At 73.3% G+C, this 22,276-nt stretch carries 23 protein-coding genes and 1 pseudogene; 10 read left to right on the forward strand and 14 right to left on the reverse strand.

Annotated elements, in window-relative coordinates; genetic code table 11:
• Nucleotides 1–26: 26 nt before the first annotated feature.
• Nucleotides 27–968, forward strand: a complete 942-nt coding sequence (locus AB0I68_RS12530; RefSeq protein ID WP_363177217.1) for an EamA family transporter — start codon at nt 27–29, stop codon at nt 966–968.
• 311 nt (nt 969–1,279) lie between these two features.
• Here AB0I68_RS12530 and AB0I68_RS12535 read toward each other — a convergent pair whose 3' ends face one another.
• On the reverse strand, nt 1,280–1,513 hold the full coding sequence (locus AB0I68_RS12535; RefSeq protein WP_363177218.1) for a DUF397 domain-containing protein: 234 nt from the start codon (nt 1,511–1,513) through the stop codon (nt 1,280–1,282).
• Between the two features lie 313 nt (nt 1,514–1,826).
• On the opposite strand from AB0I68_RS12535, the gene AB0I68_RS12540 reads away from it, so the two are divergent.
• Entirely contained in the window at nt 1,827–2,522 is a 696-nt protein-coding gene (locus AB0I68_RS12540; protein WP_363177219.1) for a hypothetical protein, read from the forward strand.
• Nucleotides 2,523–2,531: 9 nt separating this feature from the next.
• Here AB0I68_RS12540 and AB0I68_RS12545 read toward each other — a convergent pair whose 3' ends face one another.
• The 5 genes from AB0I68_RS12545 to AB0I68_RS12565 form a co-directional block, all read right to left on the reverse strand.
• A complete protein-coding gene (locus tag AB0I68_RS12545; RefSeq protein WP_363177220.1) occupies nt 2,532–2,903 on the reverse strand; it encodes an NTP pyrophosphohydrolase in 372 nt (123 codons plus the stop codon).
• A 44-nt stretch (nt 2,904–2,947) separates the two neighbouring features.
• Nucleotides 2,948–3,880: an AAA family ATPase gene (locus AB0I68_RS12550; protein WP_363177221.1), complete on the reverse strand. Its 933-nt coding sequence runs from the start codon at nt 3,878–3,880 to the stop codon at nt 2,948–2,950.
• 3 nt (nt 3,881–3,883) lie between these two features.
• Nucleotides 3,884–5,098 (reverse strand): RNA ligase, encoded by a 1,215-nt coding sequence (locus AB0I68_RS12555; RefSeq protein WP_363177222.1) that lies wholly within the window; start codon nt 5,096–5,098, stop codon nt 3,884–3,886.
• A gap of 61 nt (nt 5,099–5,159) precedes the next feature.
• The gene (locus tag AB0I68_RS12560; protein ID WP_363177223.1) at nt 5,160–5,846 is read right to left on the reverse strand and encodes an epimerase; all 687 of its coding nucleotides are present in this window, start codon (nt 5,844–5,846) and stop codon (nt 5,160–5,162) included.
• 18 nt (nt 5,847–5,864) lie between these two features.
• Nucleotides 5,865–6,299 (reverse strand): VOC family protein, encoded by a 435-nt coding sequence (locus AB0I68_RS12565; RefSeq protein ID WP_363177224.1) that lies wholly within the window; start codon nt 6,297–6,299, stop codon nt 5,865–5,867.
• A 131-nt stretch (nt 6,300–6,430) separates the two neighbouring features.
• Between AB0I68_RS12565 and AB0I68_RS12570 the strand changes: the two genes are divergently transcribed.
• On the forward strand, nt 6,431–7,153 hold the full coding sequence (locus AB0I68_RS12570; protein ID WP_363177225.1) for a response regulator transcription factor: 723 nt from the start codon (nt 6,431–6,433) through the stop codon (nt 7,151–7,153).
• Nucleotides 7,150–7,869 (forward strand): YoaK family protein, encoded by a 720-nt coding sequence (locus AB0I68_RS12575; protein WP_363177226.1) that lies wholly within the window; start codon nt 7,150–7,152, stop codon nt 7,867–7,869. The genes AB0I68_RS12570 and AB0I68_RS12575 overlap by 4 nt, the downstream gene beginning before the upstream one ends.
• Here the strand turns inward: AB0I68_RS12575 and AB0I68_RS12580 are convergent.
• Both AB0I68_RS12580 and AB0I68_RS12585 read right to left on the reverse strand, forming a co-directional pair.
• A complete protein-coding gene (locus AB0I68_RS12580; RefSeq protein WP_363177227.1) occupies nt 7,866–8,129 on the reverse strand; it encodes a hypothetical protein in 264 nt (87 codons plus the stop codon). The genes AB0I68_RS12575 and AB0I68_RS12580 overlap by 4 nt on opposite strands.
• 115 nt (nt 8,130–8,244) lie before the next feature.
• Nucleotides 8,245–8,748, reverse strand: a pseudogene (locus tag AB0I68_RS12585) (hypothetical protein); the annotation flags it as partial.
• Nucleotides 8,749–8,967: 219 nt separating this feature from the next.
• Here AB0I68_RS12585 and AB0I68_RS12590 point away from each other — a divergent pair.
• Nucleotides 8,968–9,699 (forward strand): SDR family oxidoreductase, encoded by a 732-nt coding sequence (locus tag AB0I68_RS12590; protein ID WP_363177228.1) that lies wholly within the window; start codon nt 8,968–8,970, stop codon nt 9,697–9,699.
• An 88-nt stretch (nt 9,700–9,787) separates the two neighbouring features.
• On the opposite strand, the gene AB0I68_RS12595 is transcribed toward AB0I68_RS12590, so the two are convergent.
• Both AB0I68_RS12595 and AB0I68_RS12600 read right to left on the reverse strand, forming a co-directional pair.
• Nucleotides 9,788–10,537: a VOC family protein gene (locus AB0I68_RS12595; protein WP_363177399.1), complete on the reverse strand. Its 750-nt coding sequence runs from the start codon at nt 10,535–10,537 to the stop codon at nt 9,788–9,790.
• Nucleotides 10,538–10,669: 132 nt separating this feature from the next.
• Nucleotides 10,670–11,770: a glutamate--cysteine ligase gene (locus AB0I68_RS12600; RefSeq protein WP_363177229.1), complete on the reverse strand. Its 1,101-nt coding sequence runs from the start codon at nt 11,768–11,770 to the stop codon at nt 10,670–10,672.
• Between the two features lie 462 nt (nt 11,771–12,232).
• Between AB0I68_RS12600 and AB0I68_RS12605 the strand changes: the two genes are divergently transcribed.
• Entirely contained in the window at nt 12,233–13,267 is a 1,035-nt protein-coding gene (locus AB0I68_RS12605) for an AI-2E family transporter (RefSeq protein ID WP_363177230.1), read from the forward strand.
• A 122-nt stretch (nt 13,268–13,389) separates the two neighbouring features.
• Nucleotides 13,390–14,238 carry an RNA polymerase sigma factor SigF gene (locus AB0I68_RS12610; RefSeq protein WP_363177231.1) on the forward strand — a complete coding sequence of 283 codons (849 nt, stop codon included), beginning with the start codon at nt 13,390–13,392 and terminating at the stop codon, nt 14,236–14,238.
• On the opposite strand, the gene AB0I68_RS12615 is transcribed toward AB0I68_RS12610, so the two are convergent.
• Nucleotides 14,162–14,710, reverse strand: coding sequence for an ATP-binding protein (locus AB0I68_RS12615; protein ID WP_363177232.1), 549 nt, complete (start codon nt 14,708–14,710; stop codon nt 14,162–14,164). The two genes, AB0I68_RS12610 and AB0I68_RS12615, sit on opposite strands and share 77 nt — an antisense overlap.
• 104 nt (nt 14,711–14,814) lie before the next feature.
• Nucleotides 14,815–16,179: an MFS transporter gene (locus AB0I68_RS12620; RefSeq protein WP_363177233.1), complete on the reverse strand. Its 1,365-nt coding sequence runs from the start codon at nt 16,177–16,179 to the stop codon at nt 14,815–14,817.
• A gap of 150 nt (nt 16,180–16,329) precedes the next feature.
• Here AB0I68_RS12620 and AB0I68_RS12625 point away from each other — a divergent pair, with 150 nt between their 5' ends.
• Nucleotides 16,330–16,731: a DUF1992 domain-containing protein gene (locus tag AB0I68_RS12625; protein ID WP_363177234.1), complete on the forward strand. Its 402-nt coding sequence runs from the start codon at nt 16,330–16,332 to the stop codon at nt 16,729–16,731.
• Between the two features lie 59 nt (nt 16,732–16,790).
• A complete protein-coding gene (locus tag AB0I68_RS12630; RefSeq protein WP_363177235.1) occupies nt 16,791–19,490 on the forward strand; it encodes a SpoIIE family protein phosphatase in 2,700 nt (899 codons plus the stop codon).
• Nucleotides 19,491–19,616: 126 nt separating this feature from the next.
• Here the strand turns inward: AB0I68_RS12630 and AB0I68_RS12635 are convergent, their stop codons facing one another.
• On the reverse strand, nt 19,617–20,360 hold the full coding sequence (locus AB0I68_RS12635; protein WP_363177236.1) for a carbonic anhydrase: 744 nt from the start codon (nt 20,358–20,360) through the stop codon (nt 19,617–19,619).
• A gap of 153 nt (nt 20,361–20,513) precedes the next feature.
• Nucleotides 20,514–21,710 carry a Gfo/Idh/MocA family oxidoreductase gene (locus tag AB0I68_RS12640; RefSeq protein ID WP_363177237.1) on the reverse strand — a complete coding sequence of 399 codons (1,197 nt, stop codon included), beginning with the start codon at nt 21,708–21,710 and terminating at the stop codon, nt 20,514–20,516.
• A 123-nt stretch (nt 21,711–21,833) separates the two neighbouring features.
• Here AB0I68_RS12640 and AB0I68_RS12645 point away from each other — a divergent pair, with 123 nt between their 5' ends.
• On the forward strand, nt 21,834–22,184 hold the full coding sequence (locus AB0I68_RS12645) for a hypothetical protein (RefSeq protein WP_363177238.1): 351 nt from the start codon (nt 21,834–21,836) through the stop codon (nt 22,182–22,184).
• Nucleotides 22,185–22,276 lie beyond the last annotated feature (92 nt).

A 22,276-nucleotide genomic window follows, 5' to 3' on the forward strand; every position in this document is an offset into this window, starting at 1 on the left:
TCCAATGCTGGCAGAGGCTGGGCGGCATGAACACCTCCGCTCCCCCGGCGCCCAGCGCGCTGCGTGACCTCGCCCCCGGCGCCATCGGCATGGTGCTGGTCGGCGGCAGCGTCACCGTCTCGCGTTCCCTGGTCCACGCCCCGCTGTTCGCCACGCAGGCCGTCCGCTACGCGGCCGCCACCCTGCTCCTGCTCGCTTTCGCCCGGGTCGCCCGGGTGCCGGTCCTGCGCCCGCGCGGCCGGGAGTGGCTGTGGCTGGCCGGGATCGCGGCCACCGGGCTCGTGCTGTTCAACGTGGCCGTCGTACGCGGTGTCGCGCATGCCGAACCGGCCGTGATCGCCGTGGCCGTGGCCTCCGTACCGGTCCTCCTCGGGGTGATCGGCCCGCTGCTGGAAGGCCGCAGCCCCCGTCGCAGGATCCTGCTGGCGGCCCCGGTGGTCGTGGCGGGCGCCGTCCTGGTGGAGGGCACCGGCCGCACGGACGCCGCCGGGGTGGCCTGGGCCGCGCTCGCCCTCGCCTGCGAGGCCGGCTTCACCCTGCTCGCCGTACCGGTGCTGCGGCGGCACGGGCCGTGGGGGGTGTCGGTGCACGCGGTATGGCTGGGAGCCGTGATGCTGGGGGTGCTGACGCTGCTCACCGAGCGCCCGTCCGACCTGCTGGACCTCGGTCCGGCCCAGTGGGCGGCCGCCGGGTACCTCGCCGTCATGGTGACCGCGGTGGCGTTCCTCCTCTGGTACCGCACGGTGGCCGCGGTGGGCGCCGGCCGGGCCGGGCTGCTGACCGGGGTCGCGCCCCTCGCCGCGGCCGCCATCGGCGCGCTCTCGGGCGGCGGGATGCCGGGCCTGCCGGTGTGGCTGGGCCTGGTCGTCGTCATCGCCGGGCTGGCGGCCGGGCTCCGCGACCCGCGGCCCGGGCCCGTACGGGAGGAGCCGCGGCGGCGGGAGGAACGGGCGCCCGCGTCCCCTTGAGGCCCCCGGCCCGGCGGATCACCCTCACGACCCGGTCGGCGGTCTGCTGCCATCCGGTGGGCGGGGTCCGTGGGGGGTCAAGAGGAGGAGGGGGCGAGCACGACGGCGGTCCCGTACGCGCACCTCGGTCCCCACGTCGGCGGTAGCCGGGGGCGTCGTTCGTCGTCACGACCAGCACGCCGGTCTGCTGGGCCCCTGGGCCGCCGCTGTAGTCATCGATACCCATGGGACCCACTGTGGCGTCGGGCCCGGGCCCGCGCATGGACGGGTGACCTGTACGGGTGATGGGCAGCCCCGGGCCACTTGAGTCTTCATTCGGCCAGATGGTCGAATTCTCCATATTTGACGCCGTCGATGAACGCCTCGATCTCGGCGGTGGTGAACACCAGCGCCGGCCCGTCCGGGAAGCGCGCGTTCCGCACTGCTACGCCGCCACCCGCCAGGGCGGCGACCTCCACGCAGTTGCCGTTTCCCACGCCGGCACTGCTCTTCACCCGCACCGCGCCGGGAATCCCGCTCGCCACCACGCCCTTGTTCGTCTGCATGATCGGACCCCTCCTCGCCGGATGCGCGTGATCGTGCGATGCCCTGCGGGACGGCACGACAAGCACTGCCGGAAATGCCAGCCAGATGTACGGGACACCGGAGTCCCTCGAATGGGTGCCTCGGCTGCGCGATGCGCCCATGGTCCGATTCTCGATCCGGGGGTACTGATTGGGCATTTCGGGCTAAGCGGCGGTGCGTCACCGGGTCGCTTCGACCCGCCCTCGCCATAGTCGACCGTGGCGACCGACTGGTTGCCGCCCCGGCACGTGGCAGACCACGGCCGGGCGGATGTCTTCGTAGAGGAGCCTGCACATGCAGAAGCCCACCAAGGCCGTCCTCGCTCTCGCCGCCGGAAGCCTGGTGCTCGGCTTGGTCGGCGCGGGCGCCGCCGTCGCGGACGAGGGTCCGACGACCGACACGCCGTCGCGGGAGACCGCCGTTCTCAAGCCGGAGCACGACCAGTCCGGCACCCACCACGACAGGAAGTACACCATCGGCAAGGTCGTCTCGCGCGGCCCGCTGAAGATCCGCAGCAAGCCGAGCACCCGCTCGGAGTCCGTGGGGCACGTGAGGCCGGGCCAGAAGGTCGGGATCGTGTGCAAGACGCACGGCGAGTCGATCGACGGCAACGACATCTGGTACCTCCTGCGCCTCAAGGAGGAGCAGGAGGGCAGGGAGCACGAAGGACGGGAGCACGAAGGACGGGAGCACGAAGGACAGCAGGCCCAGGACTCGTCGGAGGACGGGTCGGAGGACGGGGTGGAAGACGGGGTGGAGGACGGGTCGGAGGACTCGGACGAGGTGGACGGCGAAGGCGCCAGGAACGGCAGGAACGGGAAGGACGGGGACCACCGGAAGGACGGGGACCACCGCAAGGACCGCGAGGACGGCGAGGGCCGGAAGGACCGCAAGGACGGCGAGGACCGCAAGGACCGGAAGGACGTCGAGCGGGCCTGGGTCACCGCCCGTTACGTGAAGAACCTGGACCGCGTGAAGTGGTGCGACTGACCCTTCCGGTCACTCCGCCGGGCGTACGGTACGCGGCCCCACACACTCCGCCCCGTATGCCCGGACCCGCCGGCGCAGTTCCCGGTCCGCCGTGACCACGACACAGCCGCGCTCCGCGCAGGAGGCGGCCAGTTCCACGATCCGGTCGTCACCGCTCCCGGGCGCCGGGTCCACCCGTACTCCGGGCACGGACTCGACGCCCCGGGCGGCGCCCTCGACGACGAGGACGATCTCCTCGATCTCCCCGATCTCCCCGCCCCCGGCCGGGTCCCGCTCCGCGAGCCGGTCGCGCAGCCGCTCGGCCGCGCCCCGCCGGTCCCGCCACCAGCCGTCCGGTACGGAACCGACGACGTTCGCGGCGTCCACGATCAACACGCTCATGGACCCAGTATGGGCAGGCCCCGTGGCTGCCCGCGGCTGCCCGCCTAGAAGTCGCCGTAGTTGACCTGCCAGGTGGGCAGGCCCATCCGGCGCCAGACCGCGACCACCCGGTCCCGGTCGTCCAGCGACACCCGCACCGCGTACCGGTGGCGCACGTGCGCGTCGAACAGCTCCGTCTTCACCACGTCGTCGCGGCGCGTGTCGCCGAGCGGGCGCATCCACAGCTCGTCGTAGGGCACCTCGTGCCGCCGCAGCCACGCCTCCGTCTGCGGCCGGTGCTCCTCGCCGCGGCCGGACAGCAGCACGATCGTGTCGCCGTCGGCGCGCCGGAAGGCGTCCAGCGCGTACCGCACCGGCTCGTTGAGCACATCGATCTCGCAGCGCGAGAAGTCGTACGGGCTGCGGTCGCCGGTCAGCGCGAGCGTCCCGTCGATGTCGCACATCACCGCCGAGGGCAGCGCCGGGTCGGCCACGTACGGCTCGACCGCGGGCTGGTCGTTCAGCCACTCCGCGGTGAGCCGCCAGCCGCCCTTCTTGGCGTTCACGTGCTTGTCGTTCAGTATCCGGATGATCTCCTCGCCGACGGGCCGCTCCCGCGCGGCGTCCCGGCGCAGGCACTCCTCCAGCGGCACGTCGGTGAAGTCGTGCACGACGAAGGTGGCCCGCCCGGCGACCGCGGCCTTGAGCCGCTTGGGGATGCGGGAGGTCAGGTGGGTGTTGTCGACGACCACGTCGAAGCCGTCGTCCACGGCCGCGCGCACCGCCGCGTCCTGGACGGCCAGTACGGTCTGCTCGTGCCGGTACGAGCGGCCGCGCTCCGGGTCGGGCAGGTCGAGCATGGCCCGCAGGTCGTCCAGGTTGACGCGGCGCATCCGGCCCGCGGCCTCGGCCTGCAGGGCGCGCGCTGCCGTCGTCTTCCCCGAGGCCGGCAACCCCGTCATGACGTGGACGACGGGGCGTACGGGGTTTTCGGACACTGGTCAGTTCTCCTCATCGGTGGTGAAAGGGTCGGACGCTTCCGGCCGCACGTCCCGCCAGACGACGAGCTCGGTGGACCGGTTGTCCAGGCGCAGGAACATCGCGGCACGGATCCAGCGGTCGGGCAGCGCCTTCACGGCACGCGCGAACCCGCCCCGGTCACCCGCCAGATGGGCGAGCTGCGCGAACGCCTCGTCGATGGCGCCCTCGCGCTGCGCCGCCGCGTCCTCGAGGCTGGCGACCACCTCGCGCACCCAGGTGTCGAACTCGTCCGGCACCTGCTCCAGCAGTGCGTCGAGCGGCTTGCCGGCCGAGGCCTCGATGTCGGCGACGGTGCAGTTCAGGCCCTGCGCCAGCTCCTTGGCGGGCCGGCCGGCGAACCGCTGGATGCCGTGGCTGCGCCAGATGTCCCGCTCGGTGACACCGGTGACCAGCTTGTGGAGGCGTACGTACTCGGACAGCTTGGCCTTGGCGCGCACGCCGGAGGCGAACCGCAGCACGAAGCCCTCGGCGTCGGTACCGGCGGCGCTCTCGCCGCCGGGCATCGTGTTCGACTCGGCCAGTGCCATCAGTTCGGCGAGCGGCATGGCGGGCCACACCGTGACGACGGACCCGATCCCCTGCCAGTGGACCGCGGCCTCGGCGAGCGGGACTTCGGTGCCGTCCAGGCCGAACGCGGCGAGGAGCACCAGGTCCCGGCGGTCGCCGTAGTCGACGACGATACGATTCTGCGGGTACAGGATCTCCGCGAGGTAGGTCACGCCGGGGACGAGGGCGCAGGTGTCCCGGCCGTCGAGCCGGCGCTGGCCCCAGGTGGCCTGGGTGCTGATGAAGGATCCCTTGGACGCGACGCGCCAGCTGCCCGCGTAGTGGAAGACCACCGCGAGGCTGCCGTCGACCTTGTCGTACACCTCGAACGGCTCGTCGGGCAGGGCCGGTGCGTACGGCTGGCCGGACTCGTGCTCGCCGACGTTGAAGAACTTCGGCAGCGGCAGCGCGACGATCGCGCCGGTGGAGTCGTCGGCGACGAGTCCGCGGCAGCGCGTGGTCACCTGGTTCCAGACGCGCTCGTACTGTGCCGTCCGCGTGTACGTGTAGATGGACAGCGGCAGTTCGGGGTGCGACTTGCGGCTCACGTGCCCGGCGTCGATGGCTGCCGCCAGCTCCTGCGCAGGCAGCAGGTCGTGCAGCGTCGGATACGCGTGGCTCTGGCCCATGGGTTCCTCCCCGTTTGAGATGGTTCATTCTCACGTGCGGGAGGAGTTGCCCGGTACCGAATTATCGCTGGTCCGAAGGGTACTGGGCCAGCCGGTTGATGTCCTGGGGCCGCAGGATCCGGGCGCGGACGTCGGCGCCGGGCGTCGCGACGGCGATCATCGCACGGCCCAGGGCCTCGGTGGTGGTGACGAGGTTCGGCGCGAAGCGGCGGAGCAGCGGGAAGAGCGGCGCCGTGACCAGGTAGGCGACGCGGTAGAGGAGGGTCTTGGAGGGCATGCCGCGTACGGGCTGCACGATGCCGGGGCGGAACATGTAGGCCTGGAACGGCAGCTGGAGCAGGTCGTTCTCCGTCTCCCCCTTGACGCGGGCCCACATGGAACGGCTCTGCCCGGAGCTGTCCGTGCCCTCCCCGGAGACGTAGGCGAAGGTCAGCCGGGGGTTTGCGGCGGCGAGCGGACGGGCCGCGGCGAGGGTGAGGCCGTGGGTGATGCGGCGGTACTCCGGCTCCTTCATTCCGACGGCGGAGACGCCGAGGCAGAAGAAGCAGGCGTCGTAGGAGGCCAGGTCGAGGTCGGGTGCGCGGAGGTCGGACGGGTCATCCTGGATGCGCTCGCGCAGCTTGGGGTGGGAGACGCCGAGCGGAGTACGGCCGACGGACAGGACGGCTGTGACGGAGTCGTCGCGCAGGCACTCACGCAGAACACCCCGGCCGAGCATTCCGGTTCCGCCGAAGAGGATGACGTTCACGGGCGCAGCCTAGAGCGCTCAGTGCGAGACGCAGAGCTCATTGCCCTCCGGATCGGCGAGTGTGGTCCAGGTGTAGGGGCCCTGGCGGCCCTCGTGCAGGTGCCGGGCGCCCTTGGCGATCAGGCGCTCGACGACTTCCTGCGGGTTGTCGGAGCCGGTGCGGACGTCCAGGTGGACCCGGTTCTTGACCGTCTTCGGCTCGGGGACGAGCTGGAAGAGGACGCGGGGCGCGCGCTCGGTCCCTTCGGGATGGCGGATGGCGGCGCCGGCCTTCCAGACGAGGGCTCCGCGGTGGGTGGTGGTGTCGTCCTCGCCGGCTTGGCCTGCGGCGACCATCTTGCGGATGAACTCTTCATCGGTCGGCTCCACTTCCCAGCCGAGGGCGTCGGCCCACCAGCCGGCGAGGGAATGCGGGTCGGCGGAGTCGATGGTCACCTGGAACGTGTATGCCATGAGGGGACCCTACTGACGGCCACTGACATTGCCACGCGGGAAGCGCCCTCGACTCCGGGTCGTTCAATCGATGCCGCTCCTCCGGCGGGTACGGTTTCTGCCGGAAGTCCCTTTCCGAACGGGGTTCGCGCATGGAATTCGGCCACGTGGGGCGGGTGGTCATCGCCGACGACGAGCCCATGGTCCGCAGGGGGCTGCGGATGTCCGTCGAGTCGACCGGTGAGTTCCACGTGGTGGCCGAGGCTGCCGACGGGCAGGAAGCCGTCGAGGCCGTACGAACCCACTTGCCGGACATCCTGCTGCTGGACATCCGCATGCCGCGGATGAACGGGCTGGAGACGACAGCGGCGCTGCGCGCACCGGCATCCGAAGCGGAAGCCGGTGCCGATGACGGTGCCGGTGCCGGTGCAGCCGCGCACATCGTCGTCACGACGAGCTTCGGGCTCGACGCGGACGTGGAGCAGGCCCTGGCCCTCGGCGCGGACGCCTTCCTCCCCAAGGACACCCCGCGCGAGGAGCTGCTCGACGCCCTGCGCGCGGTGCAGGAGGGCGATGCCGTGATGCCCCCGCAGGCGCTGCGCACCCTCCTGGACGCCCTCCGCACCCCGGCCCCGGCGCAGCGCCGGCAGGCGCGGGAGCGGGTGGGCGTCCTGTCGCCGCGGGAGGCGGAAGTGCTGGGCCTGGTCGCCGAGGGGCTCTCGAACCGGGAGATCGGCGAGCGGATGCGGCTGGCGGAGAGCGCGGTGAAGGACCGCGTCGGCCGGATGCTGGCCGAGCTGGGCGCCGCGAACCGGGTGCAGCTCGCCCTCCTGGCCCGTGTCGCCGGCCCGGAGGCGGAGGGTCCGCCGCGGTGACGGCCTCCGTCCGGCGCGGGATCCTGCGGCCGCTGGCCGCGCTGCTCTTCCCGCCGGGGCCGCAGGGCGGGAGCGGACCGCACGGGGTGCTGCCGGTGCTGCTGGTCGCGCTGACCTTCGTGAGCGGGGTGGTCGACGCCGTGAGCTTCCTCGGGCTCGACCACGTCTTCGTCGCCAATATGACCGGCAACGTGGTCTTCCTCGGCTTCGCGCTCGCCGGGGACCGCGAACTGTCGGCAGCGGCCTCCGTACTGGCGCTCGCCGCCTTCCTGGCCGGCGCCACGGCCGCCGGGCGGCTGCGCCGCGGCCGGGAGCCGGCGCGGATGTTCGCGCCGCTGGTGGCGGTGCAGGCCGTACTGATGGCCGGGGCGCTCGCGCTGACGGCGGGCGGGACCGGACCGCTGCCGGTCGTGGGGCTGCTCGCGCTCGGCATGGGCCTGCAGAACGCCGTCGTGTTCCGGCTGGCCGTCCCCGATCTGACCACCACCGTCGTCACCCGGACACTGACGGGTCTGGCCGCCGGCCCGTGGGATCCGGCCGCCGTACGACGGCTCGTGTCGGTGGCGGTGCTGTTCTGCGGGGCCCTGGCGGGCGGGCTGCTGACGCTGCACCACGGATCCCGCTGGGCGCTGGCGCTGGCCGTGGCCCTCCTCCTCGGGATCGCGGGGGCGGGCGCCCTGACGGCCGCCGAACGGGGCAGCCCCGAGGCTCCTTAGGGCTGCCGGGTGCCCGGGTGGGTGGCGACGAGCGCGGCGAAGGTCAAGAGCCATGCGCCCACGGCGATCCAGAGCAGGACCTCGCCCAGCGGGCGCAGCCATCCCACGCCGGTGGGGCCGGCCGCCGACAGGCAGGCGGTGGCCGTCATGCCGAGGGGGAAGACGGTCGCCCAGCGCCGGATGTCGTAGTGCGGCCGCCACGAGCGCAGCTCGGCGGCGAGCAGGAGCGCGTACCAGCCGAGGGACAGGACGAGCGTCACCAGCGTGGCGGGTACTCAGCGCCGTGTGCGCCGAACCGGTCCACACGGGTGAGGCCGTGAGCTTCGATCCCGCCAGTGCGGAGATGGCCAGTGCGCCGCCGGCCACCCAGTGGTCGCCCGCGCCCCGCAGCACCTCGCGGAGGTCGAAGTGGACGAGGGCCACCGCGTACAGCAGCAGGCCGAGGCAGAAGGCGGCCAGTGCCGCCCGGGCGAGCCAGTCGCGGTGCCCGGCGGCGGCCAGGACGGCCGCCAGGACGGCGAGCCCCTGGGTGGCCACGCAGACGAGGAAGGCGGCCCCGGGCATCCGCCGCTTCCAGTGCCGGCCGACGCCGTACAGCAGCCAGGGCCAGAGCGCGGCCGCGAGCACCAGGAGGGCGGTGGCCACGGTCTGCCGGCCCAGCAGGGAGAGCCGGGTGCCGAGCACCGTCGTGGCGGCCACGCCGGTCAGGGCGGCCGGGGTGTACGCCTCGGCCGCCAAACGCCCCCGGTCGGCCACGAGCCGGGCGGTGAAAGCGGCGGCGAGTACGAGCCACAGCGCCGCGGCGACGACCAGCGCGGCCAGGGACAGCCCGTCGGACCCGACCAGGTACAGGCCGACGGAGAGGATGCCGGCGGCCATGACGGCGGCGCCCGCGGCCGGGGAGGACCCCGCCCACCATCGGCGGCCGGTCAGGGAGAACACCTGCTTCACCCCGCCAGCGGACACCGCCCGCCCGCGGCCCGCGAGCGCGGTGGGCCATTGGGGCCACACCGCCGCGCAGGGCCGGACGGCATCCGGCCCCGGGCGCGGCCGCGCGGCCCTTGACTTCCCCGGGCGGCCGGCGGACTCTCGGCGCTCATGGGACAGCTCGAGGGCAAGGTCGCGGTGATCACGGGCGGGTCGTCCGGCATCGGACTGGCGACGGCTCACCGGTTCGTACGGGAGGGCGCCCGGGTCTTCGTGACCGGACGCCGCGAGGCAGAACTCGCTTCGGCGGTGCAAGAGTTGGGGGGAAGTGCCGTCGGGGTGCCGGGCGACGTCACCAAGGCGGCGGACCTCGACCGGCTGTTCGCGGCGGTCGCGGCCGAAGGCAGGGCGATCGACGTCCTGGTGGCCAACGCGGGCGGCGGAAAGGCCGGCACCTTCGCCGCGTTCACGGAGGAGCAGTTCGACACCGTCGCGGACCTGAACTTCCGCGGGACGTTCTTCACCGTGCAGCGGGCGCTGCCGCTGTTCGGGGACGGCGGTTCGGTCATCCTGCTCGGCTCGACCGCAGGCTCGGCCGGCTCGACCCGGTTCGGCGTCTACGGCGCCGCGAAGGCGGCCGTACGGTCGATGGCGCGCAGCCTCGCGCTGGAGCTCGCGGGGCGCGGGATCCGGGTGAACGCGCTCAGCCCCGGCCCGATCGACACCCCCGCTCTGGCGCGGGCGCCCGCCGCGCTCCTCGCGGAGGTCACCTCGGGGGTACCGCTGGGGCGGACCGGCCGACCGGAGGAAGTGGCCGCAGCGGCGCTGTTCCTCGCCTCGGAGGAGAGCAGCTACATCACCGGCGTCGAACTGTTCGTGGACGGCGGAGCCGCCCAGGTCTGACCCGGCGCCCGCCCGGCGGGCGGGCTGCCCGGGCTGGGGTGGGGGATCCGGTGAGCCCGCGGAGGCGTTACGGCTCACCGGGACGTGGTCAGGCCGTGCCGGACTCCGGGCGGGCGGCCGTGAGGGTGAACATCGCCCCCTCGGGGTCGCGCAGGGTGACCCAGCGGTCGGTGGCGCTCGAGACGATGGTGGACAGCGTGGTCCCGCCGGCGGCGGTGGCCGCCTCGATGGCCTCGTCGAGGTCGTGGACGCGGAAGTAGACGTGCCAGCGGGGTCTGGTCTCCGGTGCGTGCGCCGCGGCCTCGGTGATCCCGCCGTTCAGGCGGGCGACGGGCTCGCCCGCCTGCCGCAGGACGACCTGGTCGTCCTCGTAGGAGACCTCGCAGCACCCTGGACGGCCGGTGGCCCACTCCAGCACCTCGCCGTAAAATATCGCCGACTCGAAGGCGTCCCTCGTCCGCAGTTCCAGCCAGGCCGGCGCCGGGCCGCGGCCCACCCGCCAGTCGGCGGACACCCCGCCCGCCCAGATCCCGAAGACCGCACCGTCCCGGTCGGCGACCAGCGCGCCACGGCCGCCGGAGGGGAAGGAGACCGGACCGACGGCGATGGTGCCGCTGCGCTCGCGGATCCGGCTCGCCGCCACATCGGCGTCGTCGACGGCGAAGTACGGGGTCCACGCCACGGCAGCCGCCAGATCCGTGGTCAGCGTCCCGATGCCGGCGACCGGCAGCCCGTCCAGCTCGGCGACCGTCCACCCCTCGCCGAGCCGGGCGGGCCGGAATTTCCAGCCGAGGACCGCACCGTAGAACTGCTGGGTTCCCTGGAGATCGCGGGCCATCAGGCTCACCCAGCACGGGGCGCCGAAGACCTCCCTCGTAGAAATCTCCACCACTCACGCTCCGTCCTTCGTCCCGCCCATCCTCGCGTCGGGGCGGCTCCCCCGCACGTCGGCGCAGGCCGCCTCGGCGGGTCAGCGCCCGGTCACTGCGCCCTGTCCCGTGATCAGGTCGGCCAGGGCGGCCATGCCTCCGTCCGCGAGGGCCCGGCGCTGCCGGTCCGAGGGCGTGCCCTGCTGGAGGAGCCGGTGCAGCAGGGCGCCCACCTCGCGCAGGTCCCCGGCCTCCTCCAGGGCGGGCGTGATGTACCGCATCAGCAGCCACAGCACGTCGCCGGCGCTGCGCCGGTGGCCCTGCGGGTCCATGAGGGTGCTGCCCAGGCCGTGCCGGGCCGCATGCCAGATCGAGCCCTGCAGCAGCTCGTGGGAGCACTCGGCGGGCTCGGCTCCCGCCTTCTCCTCGGCGATCGCGGTGCTGACCAGCGCCCGGACGATCCCGGTGAGCAGCACCGCGTCGGTGGCCTCCAGCTGCACGTCCAGGCATCGCACCTCGAGCGTGGGGTAGCGCTCGGACAGCCGTGCCTGCCAGTAGAGCTGGCCCCGGTCGGCGATCACTCCCGCGTCCAGCAGTGCCTCGATGCGCTCCTCGTAGTCGGCGAGCGTACGGAAGTACGGCGGCGGGCCGCTGACCGGCCAGCGGCTGAAGACGATGGTGCGCCAGCTCGCGAATCCGGTGTCGCGCCCGTCCCACAGCGGCGAGTTCGCCGACATGGCCAGCAGGGTCGGGAGCCAGACGCGCAGCCGGTTCAGGACCGCCACGCCCGTCTCCCGGTCGGGCACGGCGACGTGCACGTGCATGCCGTTGATCAGCTGCTCGTCGACCAGCCGGCGGGCTTCCTCCCGCATCTTGATGTACCGCGGCTTCTGTGTGACCGGGACGGGCACCGCGTCGCGCAGGGGCGCCGCCGCGGAGCTGGCGATGCGGCAGCCGTACTCCTCGGCGGCGGAGCCGACCGCGTGCCGCAGCCGCAGCAGGTGGCCCGCGACCTCGTCCAGGTCCGTGCAGATGGGGGTGGCGACCTCCACCTGGGCCTGGAGCAGTTCGTTCTGCACCTCGCCCTCGCCCACCCACGACACGAGGCCCGCCGCGGCCCGCACTTCCTCTGCCCGGGCCACGGGCAGATGGGTGACGGGATCCAGCAGGACGTACTCTTCCTCAACCCCGACCGTGATCATGTCGCGCCGGACTCCTGCTCGGTCTCTTCGGTCTCCTCGGTGCCTACGGGCGCCGTCGGAAGGGCGATGCGCACCAGGTTCACCTCCTCGGGTCGTCTGGGCCCCGGCACGGCGGGTGCCTGTCCGTCCATGGTCCCGCGGACCCGGTGCCTGCCCGGCGGCGTGCGCCTCGGGCAAGGGAGGCGCACCCCGCCTGGAGGCGCGGGCATTCGGCGGTTCCTTCGGGCGAATCTGGCTCCGCGTGCGTGGGGTACCGGATCCAGCGTGGCAGTTCGTAGGGAAATGCACCCATCGGGCCATCGGCAGAGGCGGTACATGACCAGGCGATCCGCAGGGCGGCCGCAGTCCCGCCCGGCCGGGGCGCGTACGGAGGGCCCGCGCTCCCGGGTGGCCGCCCGCCGGGCCCGGGCCCGCGGCCGCCGCCCGGGCGGGAGGCCCGCCGTCAGGCCGTACACGTCCTCCGTGTCGCCGGTGCTGCGGTCGGCCGCGGACCACTCCTGGCGGCTGCTGGTGGTGGGCGCGGTCGTGTACACGGTGTTCATCGTGCTGGGGCGCTTCCACGAGGTCGGTGTGGCCGTGTTCCTCGGCTTGGTCGTGTCCGCGCTGCTGCGCCCGGTGGCCGATCTGCTGGCCCGGTGGCTTCCCCGTTCCCTCGCCGTGGCCTGCGCGCTCCTCGGCTCCATCGTGTTCGCGCTGGGCGCGCTCGCGTTCGTCGGCGAGACGGTGGCGGCGGAGTGGAACTCGCTGGTTGCGGAGTTCCGGGCGGGGCTGGACCGGCTCGAGCCCGTGCTGGAGCGGCCGCCCCTGCGGCTGAGCCCGCATGCGCTGGGCGACCTGCGGGACCGGATCGGCTCGTACCTCTCCAGCCATCGCGCGACCCTGCTCAGCACGGCCGTGAGCGGCGCCGGACGGCTGGTGCAGGCCCTGACCGTGGTGGTGCTGTCGCTTTTCTGCTCGGTCTTCTTCATCTACTCGGGTGACAGGCAGTGGCGCTGGCTGTGCTCCCAGTTCCCGGAGGGCGCGCAGCAGCGCATCGCGGTCGCCGGCCGTGCCGCGTGGCGGACGTTCACCGGGTACACCCGCGGCATCGTGCTCGTCGCCGCGACCAACGCCGTCCTGGTGGGGGTCGCGCTGTACGCGCTGGGCGTCCCGCTGGCGGTGCCGCTGGCCCTGCTGGAGTTCTTCGCCGCGTTCGTCCCGCTGATCGGCTCTCCGGTCGCGCTCGCGGTGGCCGTGGTCGTCGCGCTGGCCGCCAAGGGGCCGCTCGTCGCGGCGCTGGTGGTGGCCCTGATCGTGGTCATCGGCCAGATCGAGGGGCACGTGCTGCACCCGATTCTGATGAGCTGGGCGGTGCAGCTGCACCCGTTGGTCGTGGCCCTGTCGGTGGTCGCGGGGGCCATCGCCGCGGGCGTGCTGGGCGCGGTGGTCGCGGTACCGCTGGTCTCGGTCGCCTGGGCGGTACGCCAGTCCCTGCGCTCCCCGCAGGCAGGCCTCTGACCGGCGGCTCCCCCAGTGCGCGGCTTCATGTCATCCGGACGGGGGTATATCTCCGAGGACAGCTCACGAGACGGCCGTGCCGCACCGGTGTGCGGCGCGACCACCCGTCGGAGGAGCCGAGCATGCCGTACGCAGACGTCACCGAGGGCATTCCGCAGGACACGCTGAGTGTGAGCACCGGTGAGGCCCGGACGCTGTCAGGGGCACTTTTCCACCGGCTGCGTACCCTCGACGAGGGCAGCGCCGGGTATTCCTACGTGCGCAACACCCTCGTCGAGCTCAACCTCAGCCTGGTCAAATACGCCGCCCGCCGGTTCCGCGGCCGCAGCGAGCCGATGGAGGACATCGTCCAGGTCGGCACGATCGGCCTGATCAAGGCCATCAACCGGTTCGACCCGGAGCGCGGGGTGGAGTTCACCACCTTCGCGATGCCGACCATCACTGGTGAGATCAAACGGTTCTTCCGCGATACCAGCTGGGCCGTCAAGGTGCCCCGGCGGCTCCAGGAGCTGCGGATCGACGCGGCCAAGGCGCACGACGCGCTGGAGCAGGACCTCGGCCGTGAGCCCACGGACGCCGAGCTGGCGGGGCGTCTGCACGTCACGCCCGAAGAGCTGGTGGAGGGGCAGAAGGCAGCGCACGCCTACTCCGCGCGCTCCCTGGACGCACCGGCGCACGAGGACGGCGACGGGGACGCGTATGCCGACCGGCCCTCGCTCGGCGAAGAGGAGGCGGCGTACAACACGATCGAGTGTCTCGAGTCACTCAAGCCGATGATGGCCGAACTGCCCGCGCGGGAGCGCACCCTGCTCACGCTGCGCTTCGGCCACGGGCTGACGCAGTCGGAGATCGGCGAGCGGCTGGGGCTGTCGCAGATGCACGTCTCGCGGCTGCTCAACCGGACGCTGAGCGCCCTGCGGGCGAGCCTTCTCGAGGACCCGCGACCGCTGGACGCGCGACCGGGGCCGTGAGCGGCGCGGGGACTTCCGCCCACACCGTCTTGCCGACCCGCCCGTCGGCGTAGGGTTCGCAGCCCCAGCTCCGGGCGAGCCGCTCCAGGACGAGCAGGCCGTGGCCGCCCGGACGGGCGGCATCGGCGGTCCGCAGGCGACGGGGGTGCTCGGGGCTCCCGTCGCCGACCTCCATCCGGAGCTGCCGGGCGCTGCGCCGCAGAACCAGTCCGCGGGGGCCGGCGGCGTGGATGCAGGCGTTGCTCACCAGTTCGGAGACCAGCAGGAGGACGTCTTCGGCTGCCTCCTGCCGGTCCGGGTCGTACGGGTGACCCGCGTCGTCCTGGCCGGTGGCCTCGCCCGCGGCCCCGCCGGTGGCCGCGTCGGTGATCCAGCCCCAGTCGGTGAGCGCGCGCCGGGTGAAGTCCCGGCACCGGGTGACAGCTCCCTGCGTCCCGCCACCGAGAAGCAGCGTGCGGGTCTCCTCGCTCATGCAAGCCGCCTACCCAGGCCGGTGCAGAAGATGCGCGGGATGCGCCCGGCTACCAGTGGTACGGCGCGGTCCCGTCACGAGCCGATGCCCTGCCCCAACCCTGGTCAGGTCACCGGCGCGGAGCCGCTCCCTGCCGTCGTGCGGGAGCCGGCCGGGGCGGCCTGCAGGGCGTCCAGCCGCCGCAGGGCGGCCCGCCGCTGGACGACGGACAGCCCTGCGACCGCCGCTCCGAGCGCCAGCCAGCCCGCCGGCCCGGCCGCCATCACCGCGCCGGTCAGCAGCAGCGGCCCGGCGGACTTCTGCACGGACTGGGACATGCCCGCCACCCCCAGGTACGACGCCCTCGCCTCCCGGGGCGCGAGGGAGACGGCCAGCTCCCAGGAGCTCACCGAGCGGATCAGCTCCGCCGCGGTGACCAGCACGGCAGCGGCCAGCAGGGCGACCGATGCGGTCCAGACCCCGTGTTCCGGGGTGAGGGCCAGGAGCGTGCAGCACGCGAGCGTCGTGAGCCCGTACAGCCCGACCGCTCCGGCGGCCTGGCGCGGCAGCCGGACCCTCGCGGACACGGTCAGCTGCAAGGCCACGACGAGCACGGTGTTGACGAAGAGGAAGGCGGGCACCAGGGCGTGCGGCGCGTCGGTGCGGTCGACCAGCCACAGGGGCAGCCCGACCCCCAGGATCGAGTCGTCCAGGCACATCGGGATGTCCAGGAGGACGAACCGGAGGTAGCCGCGGTCGCGCCACGGGTTCGCGGCGGCCGTCCGGCCCGCCGGGGCCGTGTCGCCGGCCTCCGCGGCCGCCTGCGCGCTCGAGCGGTCGTGGCCGTCCCCCTGGCCGTGCTGCTCGCGCGTGCGCCACACCAGCGCCGCGGCCGCGAGGAACGACAGCGCGTTGCCCAGGATCATGACCTGGTAGGCCTCGCGGGTGCCCACGGCGAGACCGATGGCGGCGAGGCCGGCGCCGAGCGCGTAGCCCGCGTTCGCCGCGCTGCGCGACAGCGCCTGGTACGTGGCGCGCTGTTCGCCCGCCGCCCGCGTGGCGAAGAGCATCTCCAGCATCTTGGCCGCCCGCTCGCCGAGGGAGGTGACGGCGACCACGGCCAGCAGCACCTCGAAGCGGGTGAACACGAGCAGCGCGCAGATCGTCCCGAGGCGCAGCAGGTGACAGCCGATCAGCAGGGTGCGCGCCGGGAAGCGGTCGGCCAAGTGGCCGGCCAGCGGCGAGCCGGCGATGCCCGCCACTCCCGCCGCGCCCAGGAGCAGGCCCAGCCGCCGGGCGTCCAGGCCGACCACGAAGGTGAAGAACAGGACGGAGGAGGCGGCCCAGACCCCCGTACCGGTGCGGTCCAGCAGCTGGGCGAACAGCATGATGCGGGCGTCCCGGCCGCCTGGCGGCCGGCGCAACTGCGCCAGCAGGCCGGCTCCGTCCCGCCGGCCCTTCCTGTTCCCCGCACCGCGCCGCCAGATCATCCCGGGCCTCCGCATCCCCCGCCGAAGTATCTCGATATCGAGATACTTCGCGGCAGCCTGCCCGAGATTAATCTTGACGTCAAGATAATTTCTGCCGTCTCCCACCGCCCCGGCGATACGCTGACCCGCAGGGGCCGCCGAGGAGGAACCGTGACCGAGCGCAAGCCACCGGGCGTCAGCTTCGAGTCCTGGGTGGACCGGCAGATCAGGGAGGCCGCCGAGCGCGGCGAATTCGAGCGGTTGCCGGGCTACGGCAAGCCGCTGGCCTCGATCGACGCCCCGTACGACGAGCTGTGGTGGATCAAGGACAAGATGCACCGCGAGGAATTCGCCGCGCTGCCGCCGGCGCTCGCCCTGCGCAAAGAGGCCGAGGACGCCCTGGAGGCGGTCCGTACGGCCCGCACGGAGCGCCAGGCACGGGCCGTCCTCACCGAGATCAACGAGAAGATCCGCGCGGCGCTGCGCATGCCGCCGCCGGGACCGCCCCTCCACCTCACCGAATTCGACGTGGCCGAGGTGCTCAGGACCTGGCGGGAGAGCCGGACCGACTGACGGCGCACCCGGACGGCGGTCGCGGCTCTCCCGGCCGCGGACGACCGACAGTGCTACAAATGGTTCGTGGCCCATCCTTGCAACCCGTGCCGGGGACGTCGGTGCGGTCACTGAGCAAAAAGCGCCCACGCAGCGTCGCCCGACAGGTATTCGTCCTCCAGGTGGCGATCGTGGTGCTGCTCGCCGCCGGTGCGGTCCTGGCACTCGTACTCCAGTCGCGGCACGACATCGACCGGGCGGCCCGCAGCCGCTCGGTGGCGGTCGCCCAGACCTTCGCCCATTCGCTCGGACTGCGCCAGGCGCTCCTCGCCCCCGACCCCTCCAAGATCCTCCAGCCGCTCACCGAGGTGACGCGCAAGGATGCCGGAGTGGACTTCATCGTCGTGATGAACGACCAGGGGATCCGCTACACCCATCCGCTCCCCGACCGCATCGGCAAGCGGTTCGTGGGCACCATCGCGCCCTCACTCGCCGGCCATGTGTACACCGAGAGCGTGCATGGACCCCTGGGCCAGGAGATCCAGGCCGTAGTACCCGTCTTCGCCGACCCCTACAAGGACGGCGGCCCGGTCGTGGCACTCGTGTCGGCCGGCCTCACGGTGAAGAACGTCACCGGTGCGTTCGAACGGCAACTGCCCGTCATCCTCGGCACCAGCGCGGCGGCCCTCGCCCTGGCCACCGCCGGCGCCGCGCTGATCAGCCGGCGCCTGCGCCGTCAGACCCGCGGGCTCGGACCCCTCGAGATGACCCGCATGTACGAGCACCACGACGCGGTGCTGCACTCCGTACGCGAGGGCGTGCTGATCACCGACGGCGGGGGCCGCCTCCTCCTCGCCAACGACGAGGCGAAACGGCTGCTGCGGCTCCCGCCCGACGCCGAGGGGCAGCACATCCGGGAGCTGTCGGGGCTCGACCGGCAGATGGCCGACCTCCTGCTGTCCGGACGGGTGGCCACCGACGAGGTGCACGAGGCCGGGGACCGGCTGCTGGTCATCAACCAGCGCCCGACCCGGCCCCGCGGCAGGCCCGAGGGCACGGCGGTCACCATCCGGGACTCCACCGAGATGCAGGTGCTCAGCACCCGGGCCGAGGCGGCCCGCAGGCGGCTCAGGCTGCTGTACGACGCGGGCGTCGGGGTCGGCACCACCCTGGACGTGGAGCAGACGGCCCAGGAGCTCGCGGACGTGGCCGTACCCCGGTTCGCGGACTTCGTGACCGTCGACCTGGCGGAGCCCGTACTCCTCGGCGACGAGCCCACCGCCGTCGCGGCCGACCTGCGCCGCACCGGGGTCAGCGGCATCCGGGACGACGTCCCGCTCTACCCGAGGGGCAGGCTGATCGACTTCCTGCCCTCCACGCCGCAGGCGCGCGGGCTCAACAGCGGCCGGGCCGAGCTGGTGACCGATCTGGCCAACGCGCCGGGCTGGCACGCCCAGGACCCGCCCCGGACACAGGCCATCGTGGAATACGGGGTCCACTCCCTGATCACGGCGCCCGTCAAGGCCCGCGGCGTCGTACTCGGCGTGGTCAACTTCTGGCGCGCCGGGGAGCGGGATCCCTTCGACGAGGAGGACCTGTCGCTGGCGGAGGAGCTCGTCGCCCGGGCCGGGGTCAGCATCGACAACGCGCGCCGCTACACCCGTGAGCACGCCCTGGCCGTGACCCTCCAGCGCAGCCTCCTGCCGCGCGATCTGCCCGAGCAGACCGCCGTGGAGGTCGCGCACTACTACCTGCCCGCGCAGTCCGGGGTGGGCGGCGACTGGTTCGACGTGATCCCGCTCCCGGGCAGCCGCGTCGCCCTCGTCGTCGGCGACGTCGTCGGGCACGGTCTGCACGCCGCCGCGGCCATGGGCCGGCTGCGCACGGCCGTACTGAACTTCTCGTCCCTGGACCTGCCCCCCGACGAGCTCCTCGCCCGCCTCGACGACCTCGTCCAGTACATCGACCAGAGCGTGGAGGGCGGCGGTGAAGGCGGCCTGATCGGGGCCACCTGCCTGTACGCCGTGTACGACGCGGTGACGCAGCGCTGCACGGTGGCACGGGCGGGCCACATGCCGCCGGCGCTGGTGCGCCCGGACGGCACGGTGGAGATCCCGGAGCTGCCCGCAGGGGCCCCGCTGGGCCTCGGCGGGTTCCCCTTCGAGTCGGCGGAGCTGGACCTGAGCGAGGGCACCCAGCTGGTGCTGTACACCGACGGGCTGATCGAGGACCGCACCCGCGACATCGACGAGGGGCTCGCGCTGCTCCGCTCGGCCCTGGCCCACGCGGACCGCAGTCCCGAGGACACCTGCCGGGCGGTCCTCGCCGAGCTGCTGCCGGTGCGCCCGCGCGACGACGTGGCCCTGCTGGTCGCGCGGACCGCGGCGCTGCCCGCGGACCGCATCGCCGAATGGGAGGTCCCGTTCGAACCGAGCGCGGTCGGGGCCATGCGGGCCGTCGCCATGGCGAAGCTGGAGGAGTGGGGCCTGTCGGAGCTCGCCTTCGGCACGGAGCTGGTGCTGAGCGAGCTCATCACCAACGCGATCCGGCACGGCTCCGAACCGGTTCGCGTGCGGCTCCTGCACGACCGGGTGCTGACCTGCGAGGTCTTCGACGGCAGCAGCAGCTCGCCGCGGCTGCACTACGCCACCACCACGGACGAGGGTGGCCGCGGCCTCTTCCTGGTGGCCCAGCTCAGCCGCCGCTGGGGAGCCCGGTACACCCCGGAGGGCAAGGTCATCTGGTCCGAACAGCCCCTGCCGGAACCCGGTGAAACGTGACCTCGGGCGAGGTCCGGGAGCCGCTCGTGGAAACCGCCGGATCCGCGCTCCTCGCTGACCGGACGGATCCCGGCGCTGCCGTCCGGGCGAACAAGACGTCCGGACCTGTGGACCTGGGAGGTCCGCTCAGCGGATCCGACGCACCCGCTGGCTGGTGAGTTCGTACCGGGCGCCGATCACGGCCAGCTTGCCGGCCGTGATCCGGTCCGCCAGTTCGGGTTCCGCCGCCAGCCTCGAGCGCACGAGCCGTACGTTCTCGGTGACCGCCGCATCGACGCGGGCCTCCCTGCGCAGCGACCGGTCGACGGCCGGACGGATCTGCTGCGCCAGGTAGCGCAGGTGTCCGGGCAGCTGCTCCAGCCCCTCGGCGGCGCGGACCGCGGCGGTCACGGCCCCGCAGGACTGGTGCCCCAGCACCACGACCAGCGGAATCGCCAGCTCCACGACCCCGAACGCGATGCTTCCGAGCACCGCGTTGTCCAGGACCTCACCGGCCGACCGTACGGTCATCAGATCGCCGAGCCCCTGGTCGAAGACCAGCTCCGGCGGGACGCGGGAGTCGACGCAGCCCAGGATGACGGCGAACGGATGCTGTCCCCCGACCAGGGCCTGCCGTACCAGCTGGGTGGCGTCGGGATGCCGCTCGTGGAAGGTCCGCCAGCGGACGTTGCCGGCCGACAGCTCCCGCAGCGCCGCCTCGGGCGTGGCGGGCCGCGGGCCGTGCAGGCCGGTACGGGCGCCGCCCGCCGTGGAGCCGGCCCCGGACGCCAGCCCGGCGCACAGGGCCACGGCACCGGTCAGGGCGCCCCGCACGAGTCCGCGCCGCCCAGGAGTCCCGTCGGCCCGGTGACGCTCAGCTTGGACGCTCATGCGGGCCCAAGGTAGGGCCCCGCGGGCCCGGGAGCCGGAGGCAGGCCCACCCTTGGGAAACTCTTGGACAAAGCGGGGCCGGTGGGCACCGGGGTACGCCACGTCCGCGGCCTGGGGCGGATTCTGCAGCCACGGGCCGGCCGCCGGGGCCGTTCACCGGCGCTCGGCGGGCGTCTGGCCCCGGTCGAAGTAGGCCACCAGGTCCGGATCGAGCGGCGGCACCCGTCGGGGCGTGCCCCCGTCGCGCAGGGATTCCGTCGCCAGGCAGCCCACCGCGACCGCCATGCGGGCGGCGACCGGGGAGGTGTCCGTCGCTCCCCCGTGGCGTACGAAGCGCAGGAACTCGTCGATCAGGAGCGGGTCGGCGCCGCCGTGCCCGCCCTCGGTCGCCGCGTCCGGGACGGTGTGGGCCGCGTCCGGGACGGAGCGGTATCCGGAGCGCCGGGCGTTCCAGACCCTGATCTCGGCGCCGGGGCCGTCACCGAAGTTCTCCAGGCGGCCGGCGTCCCCGATGACGGTGTAGTTGCGCCAGTAGTCGGGGGTGAAATGGCACTGCTGGTAGGCGGCGAGCACGCCGCCCGCGAGGCGGAGGTTGAGCAGCGAGACGTCCTCGACGTCGATGACCGGGTTGAGGCCGCGCTGGGTGTGCGGGGGCCAATGGCCGTCGGCGGTGTACCAGTCGTCGCTCTTGGGTTCGCCGTGGGCGCGGCGGTGCGGGTTGGCTCCGTAGACCATCAGGTCGCCCATCGCCTGGACGTCCTCGGTGTAGGCGCCGGCCAGCCAGTGCAGGACGTCGATGTCGTGCGCGGCCTTCTGGAGCAGCAGGCCCGTGGTGTACCGGCGCTCGGCGTGCCAGTCCTTGAAGTACCAGTCGCCGCCGTAGCCCACGAAGTGCCGGACCCAGACCGTCCTGACCCGGCCGATCTCGCCGGCCGCGATCAGCTCGCGCATCATCCGCACCACGGGCATGTGCCGCATGTTGTGCCCGACGTAGAGCCGGGTACCCGTTTCGCGGGCGGTGCGCAGGATGTCGTCGCAGCGTTCGAGGCGGATGTCGAGCGGCTTCTCGACGAAGACGGGCTTGCGGGCGACGAGCGTGTGGCAGGCCAGGTCGGCGTGGGTGTGGTCGGGGGTCAGCACGAGGACGGCGTCGACCTCGGGGTTCTCGATCACCGCCCGGTGGTCGGCGGTGACGGACGCGCCCGGGAAGGCCGCGGCGGCATCCGCCCGGGCCCGCGGATCGGGGTCCGCGACCGCGGTGACCGCTGAACCGCGGCCGGGCCGGTGCGCCGTCCGCGCGATGCTGCCGCGCAGCCCGAATCCGAGGACGCCGATGCGAAGGTCAGTCATGGTCGACTCCCTTCCCGTCGCCGCCGCGTTCATCCGCCCGGCCGAGCACCGGATGCCGCCTGTGTCCCGCCGGGGCAGGCTGTGGGCAAGGCCAGCCACCACCGCACAGACGAGGACCGCGCCATGTCCCACAGCCGGCGTATCGGCGTCATCACCGCGGCCGCAGCACTGCTGCTGACCGCCACCGCCTGCTCGGCCATGGGCCGGAGCACCGTCGGCGTGCTCAGCTTCCGCAGCGAAGACTCGGCGGCCGTGTTGAACTACTCCAACAGCCCGGTGACGGGATGCCACAAGATCGTCCTCCCGAAGGGCGCCACCCACGTCTACAACAACACCCTCATCGACGTGATCCTGTACCGGACGGAGAACTGCCAGAAGGCCGACGGGAAGGACGGCATCTACGTCGGCACCACGCTCTCGAACGTGACGGCCCCGGTCAGCCTGCCGTGGCGCAGCTTCAGCGTCGTCCACTGATCCGCCCGGCCGCGCTTGCGCCGACGTCCCGCCACGAGCGCCTGCCCGTGGCGGGACGTCGGCGGCCACCCGCGCGAACGACCGTCACACCC

Origin of the sequence: Streptomyces sp. NPDC050448 (assembly GCF_040655295.1) — a bacterium.
GTDB lineage: Bacteria > Actinomycetota > Actinomycetes > Streptomycetales > Streptomycetaceae > Streptomyces.